Raw genomic sequence first — 15,481 nt, forward strand, 5'->3', positions numbered from 1 at the left:
GGCGTGAATAGCATGTGGCGCCTCTACCAATTTCCCCTGTGTCCATTCAGCCGCAAGATCCGCTTGCTGCTGAGCGAGAAGAACGTTGCCTACGAATTGGTGCGCGAAGATCCGTGGACGGCCAGTGATTATTTCTGGAATCTCAACCCTGCGGGGCGCACGCCGGTACTGGTGCATCAGGAGCGCGACACGGTGCTGTGCGACAGCCGCGCGATCGCCGAGTATTTCGAGGAAACGGTGGACAAGGCACCGATGATCAACGGCACCGCCACCAATCGCGCGGAGATCCGCCGACTGGTCGCGCTGTTTGACGAGAATTTCTATAATGACGTCACTGCACCGCTGCTCAACGAACGGATGAAGAAGCGGTTGGTGCTGAACCAGCCGCCTGATTCGCGCATGTTGCGCGAGGCGATGAAGTTGGCGCACGGCCACCTGGACTATATGGATTGGTTGATCGATAACCGTCCGTGGCTGGCTGGTTCGAGCATGAGCCTGGCCGATTTGGCCGCTGCGGCGCAGATTTCCGTGGCGGATTACCTGGGCGGGATTGACTGGGCCGGGCATGAGCAGACGCGCGGCTGGTATTCGGTTTTCAAGAGCCGCCCCAGCTTCCGCCCGCTGCTGAGCGAGCGCATGGGCGTGATTCAACCGCCCGCGCATTATGCCAAGCTGGATATGTGAGGACCGGAAATGAGCGAGAAAATCGAGCTGTCTGAGGAAGAGTGGCGCGAGCGGCTCACGCCCGAACAATATCACGTGCTGCGCGAGGCAGGCACAGAGCGTGCCTTCACCGGCCAGTATGACAAGCATTTTGATGAGGGCGAATATATGTGCGCGGGTTGCGGCACGAAACTGTTCGCCAGCGATGCCAAATACAATTCGGGCTGCGGTTGGCCGGCATTCACCCGCCCTGCGGAAAGTGACATGGTGGAGGAGCGGCGCGATATTTCCTTTGGCATGGTCCGCACCGAAGTGCTGTGCGCCAAATGCGGTGGGCATCTGGGCCATGTCTTCCCCGATGGACCTTCCGAAGCGGGCGGAATGCGTTATTGCATCAACTCCGCCGCGCTCGACTTCGACCCCGAAAGCTGACCTTGCCGGAGGATATCGCCCCGCGCCCCGTTCACGCGGGGTTACAACTCACCTATGCAAGCCGCACGGCGGTCAGTTGCAGCAGGGCTTTCACGTAGTTTCCGATGTCGAAGCGCGGTAATCGCATGGTCAACCAGAACAAGCGCGGCTCTCGCCGTGCGGCCGCTGCGCGTGGGCAGGGTGCGATGCCGCCAAGCCGCAAGCCCAAGGGGCACAGGGGTGGTGGCTCGCGTGGGCGACGATTGATCAAGCGTGTCATGATGGGCGGCGTGGCGCTGGTGTTGCTGGGGCTCCTTGCCCTTGGCATTGCAGTGGGATTTGCTGCGCAATCGCTGCCCAGCTATTACCAGCTCCAGGCGACCCAGACCGGCCAGACCATCGTGGTGCGCGCGCGCGATGGCACCGAAATCGTCGAGCTTGGCCCCAGCTTCGGCGAATGGCTCGACTATGCCGAAATCCCGCAGGAGATGAAGGACGCGATGGTGGCGGTAGAGGATCGCCGCTATTTCTCGCATTTCGGGATTGACCCGATCCGCCTGACCGGTGCCGTGGTGGAATCCTTCACTGGCGACAAGCGGATTGGCGGCACTTCCACCATCTCGCAGCAGCTCGCGCGCAACCTGTTCCTCAACAGCAACCGCTCGCTGGATCGCAAATTGCGTGAAGCGGTGCTGGCGCTGGCGCTGGAATGGAAATTCTCCAAGGAGCAGATCCTCGAGCTCTATCTCAACAAGGTCTATTTCGGCGGCGGCGCCTATGGCATTGACAGCGCCAGCCGCAACTTCTTCAGCCATCCCGCGACCGAGCTTTCGATCGCCGAGGCCGCGATTATCGCCGGGCTGGTCAAGGCGCCTTCGCGTTATTCTCCCACTGCCGATGTCGATGCCGCGGTGGGCCGTGCGCGCGTGGTGCTGCAGTTGATGCGCGAACAGGGCTATATCACCCCGCAGCAGGCCTCGGTCGATGTCGATGCCGTGCGGCTCAAGCCCCGCGGTGCAGAGAACTCGGTGCGCTATTTCACCGATTACGTGCTGCCGCAGCTCGACCTGCTGTTGCCCGAAACATTCGAGCCGATCGAGGTCTGGACCACGCTTGACGTAAAGCTGCAGGAAGCCGCCACCGCAGCGGTGACCGCCAACACGCCCACCGGCGCGCAGGGGGCGCTTGTCAGCCTCGATCGGGACGGCGCGATCCTGGCGATGGTGGGCGGCACCGATTACGTTGCAACCAATTACAACCGTGCCACCAATGCACAGCGCCAGCCTGGCTCGGCCTGGAAGCTGTTTGTCTACCTCGCTGCGCTTGAAGCGGGCTATACGCCGGATGACCGGGTGGTTGACACACCCACTGAAATCGACGGGTGGAGCCCGCGCAATTCGAATGGCAAATTCGTGGGCGAAATCGATGTGCGCACCGCCTTCGCCTATTCGATCAACACTGTGGCGGCGCAGCTTGGCCAGGATGTCGGCTTTGGCACGGTTGCATCGATGGCGCGGCGTTTTGGCATTTCCTCACCGATTTCGACCTTTCCCTCGATGGTGCTGGGCACCAGCGAGGTGCGGCTGATCGATATGGCGCGCGCTTTTGCGGCCGTGTCGGCCAAAGGGACGTCGGTTGAGCCTTATGGAATTACGCGGGTTGTCACGGCAAGCGGCGACGAGATTTACCGCTACAACCGCCCCCGCACGAGCCAGCTGGTTCCGGGCTATGTCGCCGCGGGTATCACCGACTTGCTGCAAACTGCGGTTGCCACCGGCACTGGCCAGGCGGCGCAGATCGGCCGGCCGGTGGCAGGCAAGACAGGGACCACCAGTTCGAACAAGGACGGCTGGTTCGTGGGCTTTTCTTCCGGTGTCACCACTGGCGTATGGATGGGCCGCGACGATGCGCGCGCAGTGGGCGGGCTGGCCGGTGGGCGGGCCCCGGCACGTGCTTTTTCGGATTATATGCGGGTTGCAGTCAAGGATCGCCCGATCGAACAATTCGACACGGAAGTGCAATTGCCGGGCTGGATGCTGGAGCCTGACGATGAATATCTGTTCGGTGATCCCGGCGAATATTATTACATCGACGAACAAGGCAACCTGATTGAGCCCAATCGCGGCGAAGGTGGCGGGCCATTTGGCGTGGATGGAGAGCAGGTGCCGGGCCGGCCACAAAACCCTGCACCCGCTGGAGAAGCGGGCCAGGCGGCGAGCGATGCATTCCTCGAGCAGGCGACCGGGCAGGAATTGCCGCCCGGGCCGCCGATGCCGCGTACTATCCAGCCCGCCCAGACAGCACGCCAGCGCGCCGAACAACGCTAACGCCAGCGCCATTTCCTTCGCCGCAATAGCAAAGGGGCACTGCAGCCCCGGCCGCAGCACCCCTTCGCAATAGTCAGGTTAGGCCTGGTCTAGCGCATCCGCACCGGGACATAACTTGGCGATCCGCCCCGGCGCTGCACGCGCAGCAGCACGGCTTCGCGGCCTGCCTTCTGCGCCTCGTTCACGATGGCTTCAAGGTCTGCGGGCGAGGCGACCGGGCGATAGTTCGCAGACAGGATGATGTCCCCGCGCCTCAGCCCTTTGGCTGCGGCGTCGGCATTGCCATCGACCGCGCCGATCACCAGGCCAACTGTGTCCTGGCTAGCGCCCAGCTGGCCCGCGATCTGCGGCGTCAAGGTGAGTACTTGCAGGCCCAGCTTTTTTTCAATTGCACCGTTGGAATCGGGCACATTTTCCGGCTCGGCTTCGGGGTCGAAAGTCTGCTGGCGCCGCAATTCGTCTTCGGTCGGGCGCTTGCTGACCGTTGCGGAAACGCGAAGTTCCTCACCGTTGCGGATCAGGTCGATCGGGATGCGGGTGCCCGGCGCGATATTGGCGACCAGGAAGGACAGCGTCTGATCTTTCGTCACCGGCTTGCCGTTGACGGCCGTCACCACGTCGCCCGGCTTGATGCCGGCGCGATCGGCCGCGCCATCGGCCACCACGGTCTGGACGAACTCGCCGCGATTGCGCGGCAGGCCGAGCGAATCGGCCAGATCATCGCTTACCGGCATAATGCTCACGCCCAGGAAGCCGCGTTCGATTTCCGCGCCGGACCGCAGTTGCTCAACGATTGGAGCGGCAGTGTCGGCCGGAATGGCAAAACCGATACCCACGCTGCCGCCTGTGGGCGAGATGATGGCGTTGTTGATGCCGATCACATTGCCCTGCATATCGAACAGCGGGCCGCCCGAATTGCCGCGGTTGATGCTGGCATCGGTCTGGATATAGCGGTCATAGGCGCCGCCACCGGCATTGCGCAGAACCGCGGACACGATACCGCTCGTGACTGTGCCGCCCAGGCCGAACGGATTGCCGATCGCGATCACCCAGTCGCCTGCGCGCACATTGCCCGAACTGCCGAATTTGACGAACGGAAAGTCACGGTCTGACTGGATCTTGAGCACTGCCAGGTCAGACGCGGCATCGGCGCCAACCAGTTCTGCCCGGTACTCTGTGCCGTTGGGCATGGTTACGGTGATCTCTTCCAGCGTGGCGCGATTGTCAGGCGCGATCACGTGATTATTGGTCACTACGTAGCCGTTAGATGAAACGATGAAGCCTGAGCCGAGCGATTGCGCCTCACGGGTTTGCGGCTGCGCCTGGCCTCTGCTTCCGAACAGGTCGGCGAAGGGCGTTCCCGCGAACGGATTGGTGTTGACCTCGATTCGCTGGCGGGTCGAGATATTGACCACTGCGGGCTGCAATTGCTCGGTCAGATCGGCAAAGCTTGCCGGCGCACCATTGCGCGGCACGATCTGTTCGATCCTGGTCTGGTCATTCTGCGCCACCTGGGCACCGGCAGGGTAACCAGTGGCCAGCGACAGGGTTGCGCCACCCACCAGCAGCGCGGTTGTCAGTCCGTATACGTAACGCACAGGCTTATCGTCCTCTTGTTGCTTCTCGGTTGGCGCGCTGCTTCGGATCGTTTCCGAAGCAGCGCCGTTCTCAATCCCCGGTTGCGGTCTGATTATGGCTACAACGGCACTTAACCGCATTTGAACGGTGCCTGTCACCGGCAGACCGCATTGGGCGGTTCGTCGGCTCGCTATGCCATCAGCGCGATGGCGCGGCCCAATCAGCGGCGACCGCCGAACTGGCGGAAGTATTCGTTGTCACCCGACAGGATCATCGAGCTTTCGCCTGCGCCCTGTTCGAATGTCCGGCGATAGCTTTCCATCGCGCGGTAGAAGTCGTAAAATTCCGGATCCTTGCCATAGGCATCGGCATAGATCCGCGCAGCTTCCGCTTGCGCCTCGGCCTGGATGATCTGTGCGTCGCGCTGGCCCGCAGCGCGGATCGCGGCCGCTTCTTCCTGGCGGTCTGTCTCCATGCGGATGAAGGCAGCATCAAGCGGGCGCCCTTCGGGCAAGTCCGCGCGCTTGATCCGCACGTCGAGCACCTGCGCGCCATATTGCCGCGCCTGCCGGTCAAAAACAGTGGTGATGTTCTGCATCGCCGTGCCGCGTTCGGCGTTGATCAGCGAAGCGAAGGGCCGCCGCCCCAGTTCCTGCCGCAAGACCGAAGTGAGGATCGGCACGAGCGCGGATTCCAACTGCTCCTCTGTCCCGGCGCGTTCCACCATTCGCACCGGATCAATGATCCGGTAGCGGGCATAGGCATCAACTTGCAGGCGCTGCTGGTCGTTCGAGAGGACCTGCTGACGCTCCATGTCGAGGTCCAGCACCCGCCGGTCGACCATTTGCACCTGTTCGATCAGGGGCACGCGCCAGGCAACGCCCGCGCCAGTCTGGCCAAACGGCACATCGGGCTTGAACCTGTTGATCGTGCGCACGGGTTCACCAGTGCGGATCACCACTGCTTGTTGCGTTTCAGGCACGATCACCATGCTGCTGAAGGTGAGGGCGAGCAGAATGCCGACGGCAATGATCGCGCCCTTATAGGCTTGCCAGATCGATTCCATGATCATTGGCCTCCTTGCGGCTGCGCTTGGGGTGGTTGCTGTGCCCGGCGTTTCACTTCAGGCAGCGGCAGATAGGGTGTGACCCCGTCAGCTTCGATGATGGTCTTGTCGGTCTTGGACAACACGCTTTCCATGGTTTCGTAATAGAGCCGGCGCCGCGTCACTTCGGGCGCAAGCCGGTATTCGGCGTAGATGTTATTGAATTCAGCCGCGTCGCCTTGCGCCCGGGCGAGCAATTGCTGCGCGATTGCGCGGGCCCGGTTCATCGCCGCGTCGGCATCCTGCTGCGCCGAGGAGACGTCCTTGAATGCCTCTTCAACCCGGCTGGGCGGATCGGTCTTGTTGATTTCGATACCCTGCACCTTGATGCCCGACCGATAGGCATCGAGCCGTGCCTGCATCCGCTCGCGCACTTCCTGTTCGATCTCGGCGCGCCCGGCACCTGTCAGCACCGTGTCGAGATCATGCTTGGCAACCGCCGCGCGCATAGCGGATTCGCCCACTTCCAGCAGCGTTTCGCGCGGGTCCAGGAGCTGAAAATTGTACAGGGACAGATCGGAAATGTTCCAGCGGATCAGATAACTCAGATCAACGAGGTTCTGGTCAGAGGTGAGGATCAGCTTCTCCTGATCGCCATCGGGAATCTTTTCAGAGCGGATCTGGCTGACGTTCTCCACTTCCACCTGCTGGATCGGCCATGGCATGGTAATATTCGTGCCGGGATTGAGCGTGTCGGAAAATTTCCCGCCCAGCCAGGTGACGATGCCCTGCTCGCGCGGCTGGACGAAATGCACGCCAGTGGTGAACAGCCACAATGCGGCAAGCCCGCCCAGTATCAACGGCAGCCAGCTCTTGCCTCCCGGCCGCTCGGGAAAGCGGAAGTTGGGTCCGCCCGGCCCACCACCGCGCCGCCGCGGGCCTTCGGGGCCGCGCTGTCTGAAGATATCCTCGATATTGGCAGAGCGGCGCCCACGATCCTGTTTCTCGTTGTCGCCACCGGGAAGCCATGGGTTGCGCGGCCCTTCGCCAGCTCCCTTGTCATCGCCGCCGGAGCCGTCTCCCTCTTCGCCGGAAGGCCTTTCACCGTCGCCCCCGCCCCACGGGTTTTTCTTGCCGGCCATGGCAAGGCCGATCGATCTTTTGAAATTGTCGAACATATCCATGGAACTCTTATAGGGGTGGTTTCTGCGAAAAACAGGGGTTGCGTGTGCGAAATTGGTGCTAGGTGCGGCATCTATGAATTCGCAGGATCTGGCAAACCACATTCCCGAAGCTATCGCGCCGCGCATCAAGTCGGCCAAACTGGTGGGTGACCGCGCCGTGGTGGTGGTCGATGCGACCGGAATGACCGCCGCCGACCGCGATGCGATCGAGCAGGAGGTCACCGCCAGTCTGGGCGCGCTCGACAATGTCGGCGAAGTGCGCGTGGCCATGATGGCGGACCGTGTGCACCGCCGGATCATTGCGGTGGGTTCGGGCAAGGGCGGCGTAGGCAAGTCCACGCTAACCGCCAATCTGGCGGTCGCGCTGCAGCGGCTGGGCATGAAGGTCGGCGTGGTTGATGCCGATATCTATGGCCCCTCGCAGCCCAAGCTGCTGGGGCTTGAGGGCAGGAAACCCGAAGCGCGTGATGACAAGCTCGTGCCCGTCACTGGCAAACACGGCGTGCCGGTGCTGTCGATGGGTTTTCTGGTCAAGCCGGCGCAGGCGCTTGCCTGGCGCGGGCCGATGGCGGGCAATGCGCTGTCGCAATTGATAGATGCCGACTGGGGCGACACGGAATTGCTGCTGATCGACCTGCCGCCGGGCACCGGTGATGTGCAGCTTTCGATGTTGCAGAAGCACAAGCCAGACGGGGCGATCCTGGTTTCGACCCCGCAAGACCTTGCGCTGATCGATGCGGCGCGGGCCGGCCAGCTGTTCGAGCAGGGCCATGTGCCGGTGATCGGGCTGGTTGAAAACATGGCCGGATACCAATGCCCGCATTGCGGCGAAGTTTCCGATCCCTTCGGCAAGGGCGGGTTCGAAGCCATGGCAGCGAAGGTCGACTTGCCCTTCCTCGGGCGGATCGCGCTTGCCCTGCCGATTCGCGAGGCGGGCGATAGCGGCAATCCCCCCGCCGCGCAGGACACACCGGAAGGTGAGGCTTTTGCGGGGATTGCGCGGCAGGTCGCTGAATGGCTGGCACAGGAACAGGGCTGATCATGCCGGTTACTCGCCGCGGATTGCTGACCGGGGCCGCGATTGGCGGCGGCCTGCTGGTGGCATGGACGCTCTATCCGCGCAGCTTCCCCAATCCGCTTGAGCCGCGTGAGAACGAGCAGGTGTTCGACGCCTGGTTCAAGATAGCAGCCGACGGGGTGATCACCGTTGCGGTGCCGCAGCTCGAGATGGGGCAGGGCATCACCACGCTTTTGCCGCAGATTGTGGCGGCAGAGCTGGGCGCGGACTGGCGCCAGATCGCGGTTGAACCGGCACCGGTCAGCGGAAGATATGCCAATGTCCCGCTTGCCGCGCGCTGGGCGCCTTTGTGGATGCCCTTTGCGCCTGGCCTTGCCGATGAACCTGACGCTTTCCTGGCGCGGCGCTTTGCCGAAAACAACCGCTTCAACGCCACAGGCGACGGAACTTCGCTGGATGCATTCGAGCAGCCATGCCGCGAAGCTGCCGCGGCTGCGCGCGCCATGCTGGCGCAGGCGGCGGCCGAGCGTTGGGGCGTGGCTTGGGAGCAATGCGAGGCAGAGGGCGGCTTTATCCGGCACGGCGAAAATCGCCTGAGCTTTGGCGAACTGGCGGCAGAAGCAGTGGAATTCGATCCGCCCGATCCGCCCCCGCTGCGCCCGCAGCCCAATGGCGAGGATAGCCTGCCCGGCAATGCCGATGCGCAAACGGCCTATCCAAGGCTGGACCTGCCATCAAAGGTTGACGGCACGTTCCAGTTCGCGAGCGACGTGCGGCTGCCCGGCATGGTCTATGCCGCGATCCGTCACGGGCCGGTCGACAAGGCAGAGTTGGTCGAGTTCAACCCCTTCAACGCGCGCAATATCCGCGGGATCGTGGGCGCGGTTGAGGGAAAGCGCTGGCTGGCGGTGGCGGCGACCAGTTGGTGGGCTGCCGAACAGGCGCTCGACACCATGCGCGCGCGTTTCCGGGTCGATCATGTGGTTGACAGCGATGAAATCGAGCAACGGATCGATGATGCGCTGGCCACCGGCAAGGCGAAACGGATCGCCAGCCTAGGCGATGTCGATGCCCTGGTGAAAGAGCCGGATCTGGCGCTGCGCTATGACATCGAGGCTGGCGTGCACGCCACGCTGGAAACCTCGAGCGCCACCGCGCGCTACAATGATGGAAAGCTCGAGCTGTGGATTGCCTCGCAGGCGCCCGAGCAGGCGCGCATCGCGGCGGCCCGTGCGCTAGGCATCGGGGTTGAGGATGTCGTGCTGTACCCGATGGCGGCAGGAGGCAGCTTCGATCGCCGTTATGAACATGACCACGCGATCGAAGCGGCTCTGATCGCGCGCGAGATTGGCCGCCCGGTGCAGTTGATCTGGTCGCGCTGGCAGGAAATGCTGGCCGCCCGCCCCCGATCGCCCGCAGCGCTGGTGCTGCGCGCCAAGCTGAGCCGGGATGGCGAGGCGCGGATCGAGGCGCTGCGCACGCGCATTGCCATGCCGCCGGCCAATCTCGAATTCGGCCAGCGCCTGTTCGAGAACAAGACGAGCTGGGCGGCGATCCGCGACTCCGAAGGCGCAGCTGACGCGCTGGCGGTGGAGGGTGCGATGCCGCCCTATGCCATCCCTCATCTCGCGGTCGACCATATTCCGGTGGAGATCGGATTGCCGGTTTCGCGGATGCGCGGCAATGCTCATGGCTATACCGCCTTTGCGATGGAATGCTTCATTGACGAGATCGCCAGCCGCAACGGGCGCGAACCGCTATCTTTCCGCATGACGATGCTGGGGGATGACACGCGGCTCGCCGCCTGTCTCCAGCGCGCCGCGCGGCTGGCCGAATGGGGCGGCGGGGGTGATCAGAGCGGGCAGGGGATCGCCTGCCACCGCATCGGTGATGTCGAAAGCGGCGGACGCATCGCCTGCGTTGCGACTGCGCGCCAGGGCGAAGGGGGCGTGCGCGTGAGCCGCCTCGTGGCGGCGGTCGATATCGGCCGGATCGTCAATATCGATATCGCACGCCAGCAGATCGAAGGGGGGCTGGTGTTCGGCCTGGCCAGTGCGATGGGGGCCAGTACGCGCTATTCCGGCGGCCTGCCGCAAGCGCAGCAGCTTGCCGCGCTGGCCCTGCCCCTGCTGGCCGATTGCCCGGATATCGAGGTGGATTTCATCGCCAGCGAGGCGCCAGCATTCGATCCGGGCGAACTGGGCGCAGTGATCGCCGCTCCGGCGATTGCCAATGCCTTTTACTCGGCCACCGGCTTGCGCTTGCGCCGCCTGCCCCTACTTTCAGGCGGTCTATGACCTGGCTGCCTCAAGAACTTCCGTCAGATCACAAACCGGTCAGGAGCGGCAGGATCGGCGTGCTGGTGGTCAATCTGGGCACGCCCGATGCGCCTGACGCGCCTTCGGTGAAGCGCTACCTGAAGGAATTCCTGTCTGACCCGCGGGTGATCGAGATTCCGCAGATCATCTGGCAGGTGATCCTGCGCGGGATCATCCTCAACACGCGCCCGAAGAAGAGTGCCCAGGCCTATGCGAAGGTGTGGACCGATCGCGGTTCACCGCTGTCAGCGATCACGCAGGACCAGGCGGCGGGGCTTCAGCAGCGGCTCGGCGATGCGGTGATCGTGCGCCACGCCATGCGTTATGGGCAACCCTCGATTCCCGCCCAGATCGAGGCGCTGCATGCTTCGGGTTGCGAGCGCATCCTGCTGGCCCCGCTCTATCCGCAATATTGTGCCGCGACGACGGCGACCGTGGTCGACAAGGCGGCAGAAACGCTGGGCAAGATGCGCTGGCAACCGGCCTTGCGCACCTTGCCCGCCTATCATGACGATGCGGCCTATATCGATGCCCTGGAAGCTGACATCACGCGCCAGCTTATGGCGCTCGAATTCGAGCCTGAAGTGCTGCTGCTGAGCTTTCACGGGATGCCGCAACGCACGCTTGAACTGGGCGATCCCTATCACTGCCAGTGCCGCAAGACTGCACGGCTCTTGAGTGAACGGCTGGCGGCCCGCGCTGAATATGTCGATCTACGGATCGAGACAACGTTCCAGTCGCGTTTCGGGCGCGCCAAATGGCTCGAGCCCGCCACCGACGCCACGCTCGAGGCCGAGGCCGGCAAGGGCACGCGGCGGCTGGCGGTGGCCGCGCCGGGCTTTTCCGCCGATTGCGTCGAGACGCTGGAAGAGCTTGCCATCGCCGGTCGCGAACAGTTCGAAGCTGCGGGGGGCGAACATTATGCGGTGCTATCGTGCCTCAATGCTTCCACCGCCGGCATGGACATGCTCGAGACGATCACCCGGCGCGAGCTGGCTGGCTGGATCTGACGATTTTCCGGGCAATCGGAACTGGATTTGCGGCGAGCGATTATTTACACATAGGTAAGTAGCAATTCACCACCCGATTGAGGACTTCCCGATGGCCACGCTTGTTAAATCCGCGCCCGCGACCGAGCTTGCCGAAGAATTTCACCCCAAGCACTGGTCGGAAAAGCTGCCGCCTGAAGCGCTCGATCATATACCGGGCGAGGCCGGCTGGCCGATCGTCGGCAACACTTTTCGAATGCTGGCAAATCCGCATGGTTTTGCGAAGGAAATGGTCGCGAAATACGGCAAGGTTTACAAGGGCAAGGCGTTCGGCGGCTGGCAGGTGGCACTGATCGGCGCTGAGGCCAACGAACTGCTGTTGTTTGACCGCGACAAGATCTTTTCCAGCGAGCAGGGTTGGGGGCCGATCCTCGACCAGCTGTTTCCGCGTGGACTGATGCTGATCGACTTCGACCATCATCGGGCTGACCGGCGGGCGCTGTCGATCGCGTTCAAGCCGGAACCCATGCGGCATTATGCGGGTGCGCTGGGGCGCGGGATTGCCCGCGAAGTGGCGAGCTGGGGCGGCAAGCCGATGCTGTTCTATCCCGCAATCAAGCAGCTCACGCTCGATCTTGCGGCGGACAGTTTCATCGGCATTTCCTGGGGCCCGGAAGCAGACAAGATCAACAAGGCATTTGTCGATATGGTGCAGGCCTCGGTCGCCCCGGTGCGTAGGCCGCTGCCCTTCACGCAGATGAAGAAGGGCGTTGATGGACGCAGCTATCTCGTCGACTATTTCACCCGTGAAACCCATCGCCGCCGCGCCGAAGGCGGCGGGCAGGACATGTTCAGCCAGTTCGCCACCGCCACGCGCGAGGACGGTTCGCTGCTGCCGGTCGACGAGGTGGTCGATCACATGAATTTCCTGATGATGGCGGCGCATGACACGATCACTTCCAGCGCCACTTCGCTGATCTACCTGCTGGCCAAGAACCCGGACTGGCAGGAAAAGCTGCGGCAGGAGATTATCGCGGTCACCGGCGGGCCCGATGCGAGTGGCAATCCGCGCCCGCTATCCTATGACGATCTTGGCAAGCTCGAACTGACCGAAATGGCGTTCAAGGAAGCGCTGCGGATGATTCCGCCGGTGCCCTCGATGCCGCGCCGCGCGCTCAAGAGCTTCGAATATGGCGGCTACACCATTCCCGCGGGCGCGATGGTGGGGATCAACATCCACATGGTGCACCATATGGAGGAATACTGGCCCGAGCCGGACAGATTCGACCCGATGCGCTTTACGCCGGACAAGGTGAAGGCGCGGCACAAATATGCCTGGGTGCCGTTTGGCGGCGGCGCGCATATGTGCCTGGGGCTACATTTCGCATATATGCAGGTGAAGATCCTGCTGGCGGAGCTGTTGCAGAGATACTCGATCGAGATCGCAGAGGGCTATGATCCCGAGTGGCAGCCCTGGCCGATTCCCAAGCCCAAGGACGGGTTGAAGGTGGTTTTTCGTTCGCTTTGAACGTCATTGCGAGGAGCCCGCAAGGGCGACGCGGCAATCCAGCAAGCGACATTTGTCATAGCCGCAAGGCCAATAGCTGGATTGCTTCGCCTGCGGCTCCCAATGACGCGTGGTCTCAAAAATCAATCGCGATGCCGTTTTTCTCCCAATCGCCATAGCGCGTGGGGGAAAGCTTCTCCTCGACCTTGCCTTCCTTCGGTTCGGGCGGGGGATCGCTGGTCCAGTGCGCGGGCTTTTTGAAGGCGTCGGGGCGTTTGCCGGTGCGTTTTGCGGGGCGTTCCATGGCAGGCCTTATGCGCCCGCTGGCGCTTGATGTCGATACGGCCTAAGGGCCGCGCCATGGCTCAACCCCCCGGAATCCACGCGCGCCGCGCCGCCCTGCAGATGCTAGACGCGGTGCTGCGCCGCGGCGAAACGCTTGAACAGGCCGAACATGCCGCGCTGAAAGCGGTGCGCAGCGGGCCCGACAAGGCACTGGCCCGGGCCATCGCCAACGAGAGCCTGCGCTGGCTGACCGATCTCGATGCGCTGATCGACAGCGCCACCAAGACCAACTTGCCCGGTGATGCCAAGCCGCGCAGTGTCCTACGCATGATGCTGGCACAGTGGCTGCGGCTGGATACCCCGCCGCATGCCGTGATCGCCACCGCATTGCCCCTGCTTTCCGGTGGGCCAAGGCGGCTGGCGCATGGCGTGTTTTCTGCGCTGATCAAGCGCGAAGTGGCGTTGCCCGATGCGCCGACCCTGCCCGGGGCGGTTCGCGCTCGGTGGGGCGAGCAGGCTCAGGCAATCGCCAGCGGCCTTGCCGATCCTCCTCCGCTTGACCTGACCTTGCGAAATCCTGCCGAAACGCAGCGCTGGGCAACCCAGCTTGCCGCAGACAGCCTGCTGCCCGGCCACCTGCGCCTGCCGCGCGGGGAAGCGATCGAGAAGATCGAAGGATTCAGCGACGGCGCATGGTGGGTGCAGGATCTGGCCGCGTCATTGCCCGCGCGTCTGCTCGGCGCGGGGGATGGCAAGCATGCGCTTGACCTGTGCGCGGCGCCGGGCGGCAAGACCATGCAGCTCGCGGCGGCTGGCTGGCAGGTCACCGCGCTCGATCTCAGCAAGCGCCGGCTTGACCTGCTCAAGGACAATCTCAAGCGCACTGGCCTCAAGGCATCTCCCATCCGCGCCGATGCGCTCAGCTGGGAGCCGAAACACCATTTCGACGCGATCCTGCTTGATGCGCCCTGCACCGCCACCGGCACCTGCCGCCGCCACCCCGATGTGCTGCACCGCATCGGCCCGCGCCAGATCGGGGAGATGACCGAGCTGCAGGCGGCGCTGCTTGAACGCGCCACAGCTTGGCTCAAGCCCGGCGGCGTGCTGGTCTATGCGGTGTGCTCGCTCGAGCGCGAAGAGGGCGAGGATCAGGCCGTGCAGGTTGCGCTGGAGCCGCTGCCGATCACACCGGAAGAACTGCCGACGGGACTTTCACCCACGCCTCAGGGCTGGCTGCGCACGCATCCCGGAATGCTGGCCGGTGAAGGCGGGCTGGATGGCTTCTTCATCGCGCGGTGGATCAGGCGCTGAGCACTTCCCAGCGCAGCGTCAGCAGTGCGCATGGGCGATCCATCTGGGCCACTTCCATCACTGCCGAACCCGCGCTGTGCGCGGTGACACGAATATCGAAGGGACAATCAAGCTCGACATAGCGGTGCATGTCCATCTCGCCGCCAGTCACCAGCAATGCTGCGCCGTCGCATAACAGGCTGGCAATCTGGCGGGCCACCTCGGCCAGATGCGGCGCATTTACATGATCGCCCGATCCGGTGAAATAGGGGTGGCCGGGCATCAGCCCGTTCGCCTTGGTAATCAGCGCGCTCGCTTGCGGTCCGTCGAGGCGTGAAACAAGCGGCGGCTCGCGCTCGGACAGGCCGAGCAAGCGGCGCGGTGCATATGGGAATCCCTCCGGCGGTGAGCGGCGGACGACTTCCCGCTTTGCCCCCTCGCGCCAGGCCTCGAAATTGCGGTTTCGGAACACGACACCGCGCCCGCGCATGGCAACGATCAGCCGCTCTGCATCGTCGAACAACCGCGTTTCGAAGGCGAGCTTGTCATCCACCAGCGTGCGGGCGAATGTGCCGCGCGCGGCGTGGCCTGTGCTGCGATCGCCCAGTTCCCAGTCAGTCCAGGTCAATGCGCTCCACTTGCCATCTTCAAGCGTGCCCAGTGCGGCGGAGGCGCCAATGCTGGTCCAGAAATTCTGCGTCTGGATCACGATCGGATGTTGCGGCGGCAATTCGAGCCAGGGCCATTCAGCGCAATCGGTCGAGCAGGTGAAGGCGACTGTGCCGTCGTCTTGGACGGTGTTGCCACGGGTATAGGATCGGTCGGGTGTCTGCGGCATGGCTGGCACGATTGCAGAGCGAGCGGAT

General features: G+C 63.6%; 13 protein-coding genes. 8 read left to right on the forward strand and 5 right to left on the reverse strand.

Translation table 11 applies throughout. The annotated features are described in order from the left end of the window. The first annotated feature begins 12 nt into the window (after positions 1-12). The 3 genes from ACX2DJ_RS04155 (at position 13) to ACX2DJ_RS04165 (ending at position 3,401) form a co-directional block, all read left to right on the forward strand. Entirely contained in the window at positions 13-684 is a 672-nt protein-coding gene (locus ACX2DJ_RS04155) for a glutathione S-transferase family protein (protein ID WP_462571156.1), read from the forward strand. A 9-nt stretch (positions 685-693) separates the two neighbouring features. After that, the gene (gene msrB / locus ACX2DJ_RS04160) at positions 694-1,095 is read left to right on the forward strand and encodes a peptide-methionine (R)-S-oxide reductase MsrB (protein WP_462571157.1); all 402 of its coding nucleotides are present in this window, start codon (positions 694-696) and stop codon (positions 1,093-1,095) included. A 104-nt stretch (positions 1,096-1,199) separates the two neighbouring features. Next, positions 1,200-3,401 carry a transglycosylase domain-containing protein gene (locus tag ACX2DJ_RS04165; RefSeq protein WP_462571158.1) on the forward strand — a complete coding sequence of 734 codons (2,202 nt, stop codon included), beginning with the start codon at positions 1,200-1,202 and terminating at the stop codon, positions 3,399-3,401. Positions 3,402-3,490: 89 nt separating this feature from the next. Here ACX2DJ_RS04165 and ACX2DJ_RS04170 read toward each other — a convergent pair whose 3' ends face one another. The 3 genes from ACX2DJ_RS04170 to hflK form a co-directional block, all read right to left on the reverse strand. Further along, positions 3,491-4,999 carry a Do family serine endopeptidase gene (locus ACX2DJ_RS04170; protein ID WP_462571159.1) on the reverse strand — a complete coding sequence of 503 codons (1,509 nt, stop codon included), beginning with the start codon at positions 4,997-4,999 and terminating at the stop codon, positions 3,491-3,493. 200 nt (positions 5,000-5,199) lie between these two features. Beyond that, positions 5,200-6,045 carry a protease modulator HflC gene (gene hflC, locus ACX2DJ_RS04175; RefSeq protein ID WP_462571160.1) on the reverse strand — a complete coding sequence of 282 codons (846 nt, stop codon included), beginning with the start codon at positions 6,043-6,045 and terminating at the stop codon, positions 5,200-5,202. 2 nt (positions 6,046-6,047) lie between these two features. Continuing rightward, positions 6,048-7,208 (reverse strand): protease modulator HflK, encoded by a 1,161-nt coding sequence (gene hflK / locus ACX2DJ_RS04180; protein ID WP_462571161.1) that lies wholly within the window; start codon positions 7,206-7,208, stop codon positions 6,048-6,050. Positions 7,209-7,281: 73 nt separating this feature from the next. Between hflK and ACX2DJ_RS04185 the strand changes: the two genes are divergently transcribed. The 4 genes from ACX2DJ_RS04185 (at position 7,282) to ACX2DJ_RS04200 (ending at position 13,061) form a co-directional block, all read left to right on the forward strand. Next, positions 7,282-8,247 (forward strand): Mrp/NBP35 family ATP-binding protein, encoded by a 966-nt coding sequence (locus ACX2DJ_RS04185; protein WP_462571162.1) that lies wholly within the window; start codon positions 7,282-7,284, stop codon positions 8,245-8,247. Between the two features lie 2 nt (positions 8,248-8,249). After that, the gene (locus tag ACX2DJ_RS04190; RefSeq protein WP_462572545.1) at positions 8,250-10,523 is read left to right on the forward strand and encodes a xanthine dehydrogenase family protein molybdopterin-binding subunit; all 2,274 of its coding nucleotides are present in this window, start codon (positions 8,250-8,252) and stop codon (positions 10,521-10,523) included. After that, positions 10,520-11,554: a ferrochelatase gene (gene hemH / locus ACX2DJ_RS04195; RefSeq protein WP_462571163.1), complete on the forward strand. Its 1,035-nt coding sequence runs from the start codon at positions 10,520-10,522 to the stop codon at positions 11,552-11,554. Before ACX2DJ_RS04190 ends, hemH begins: the two co-directional genes overlap by 4 nt. A gap of 91 nt (positions 11,555-11,645) precedes the next feature. Continuing rightward, positions 11,646-13,061, forward strand: a complete 1,416-nt coding sequence (locus tag ACX2DJ_RS04200) for a cytochrome P450 (RefSeq protein WP_462571164.1) — start codon at positions 11,646-11,648, stop codon at positions 13,059-13,061. Between the two features lie 115 nt (positions 13,062-13,176). Here the strand turns inward: ACX2DJ_RS04200 and ACX2DJ_RS04205 are convergent, their stop codons facing one another. Continuing rightward, a complete protein-coding gene (locus ACX2DJ_RS04205; protein WP_462571166.1) occupies positions 13,177-13,344 on the reverse strand; it encodes a DUF1674 domain-containing protein in 168 nt (55 codons plus the stop codon). A gap of 56 nt (positions 13,345-13,400) precedes the next feature. On the opposite strand from ACX2DJ_RS04205, the gene ACX2DJ_RS04210 reads away from it, so the two are divergent. Then, positions 13,401-14,636, forward strand: a complete 1,236-nt coding sequence (locus tag ACX2DJ_RS04210) for an RsmB/NOP family class I SAM-dependent RNA methyltransferase (protein ID WP_462571167.1) — start codon at positions 13,401-13,403, stop codon at positions 14,634-14,636. Here the strand turns inward: ACX2DJ_RS04210 and ACX2DJ_RS04215 are convergent. Beyond that, on the reverse strand, positions 14,626-15,453 hold the full coding sequence (locus ACX2DJ_RS04215; RefSeq protein WP_462571169.1) for a hypothetical protein: 828 nt from the start codon (positions 15,451-15,453) through the stop codon (positions 14,626-14,628). The genes ACX2DJ_RS04210 and ACX2DJ_RS04215 overlap by 11 nt on opposite strands. Between the last annotated feature and the right edge of the window lie 28 nt (positions 15,454-15,481).

The organism is Altererythrobacter chaiwopuensis (genome assembly GCF_054957755.1).

Bases quoted from the DNA above. Each gene is read 5' to 3' on its own strand.
- ACX2DJ_RS04155 (WP_462571156.1), top strand. From the start codon at position 13: ATGTGGCGCCTCTACCAATTTCCCCTGTGTCCATTCAGCCGCAAGATC.
- msrB (WP_462571157.1), top strand. From the start codon at position 694: ATGAGCGAGAAAATCGAGCTGTCTGAGGAAGAGTGGCGCGAGCGGCTC.
- ACX2DJ_RS04165 (WP_462571158.1), top strand. From the start codon at position 1,200: ATGTCGAAGCGCGGTAATCGCATGGTCAACCAGAACAAGCGCGGCTCT.
- hflC (WP_462571160.1), bottom strand. From the start codon at position 6,045: ATGGAATCGATCTGGCAAGCCTATAAGGGCGCGATCATTGCCGTCGGC.
- hflK (WP_462571161.1), bottom strand. From the start codon at position 7,208: ATGGATATGTTCGACAATTTCAAAAGATCGATCGGCCTTGCCATGGCC.
- ACX2DJ_RS04185 (WP_462571162.1), top strand. From the start codon at position 7,282: ATGAATTCGCAGGATCTGGCAAACCACATTCCCGAAGCTATCGCGCCG.
- ACX2DJ_RS04190 (WP_462572545.1), top strand. From the start codon at position 8,250: ATGCCGGTTACTCGCCGCGGATTGCTGACCGGGGCCGCGATTGGCGGC.
- hemH (WP_462571163.1), top strand. From the start codon at position 10,520: ATGACCTGGCTGCCTCAAGAACTTCCGTCAGATCACAAACCGGTCAGG.
- ACX2DJ_RS04200 (WP_462571164.1), top strand. From the start codon at position 11,646: ATGGCCACGCTTGTTAAATCCGCGCCCGCGACCGAGCTTGCCGAAGAA.
- ACX2DJ_RS04205 (WP_462571166.1), bottom strand. From the start codon at position 13,344: ATGGAACGCCCCGCAAAACGCACCGGCAAACGCCCCGACGCCTTCAAA.
- ACX2DJ_RS04210 (WP_462571167.1), top strand. From the start codon at position 13,401: ATGGCTCAACCCCCCGGAATCCACGCGCGCCGCGCCGCCCTGCAGATG.
- ACX2DJ_RS04215 (WP_462571169.1), bottom strand. From the start codon at position 15,453: ATGCCGCAGACACCCGACCGATCCTATACCCGTGGCAACACCGTCCAA.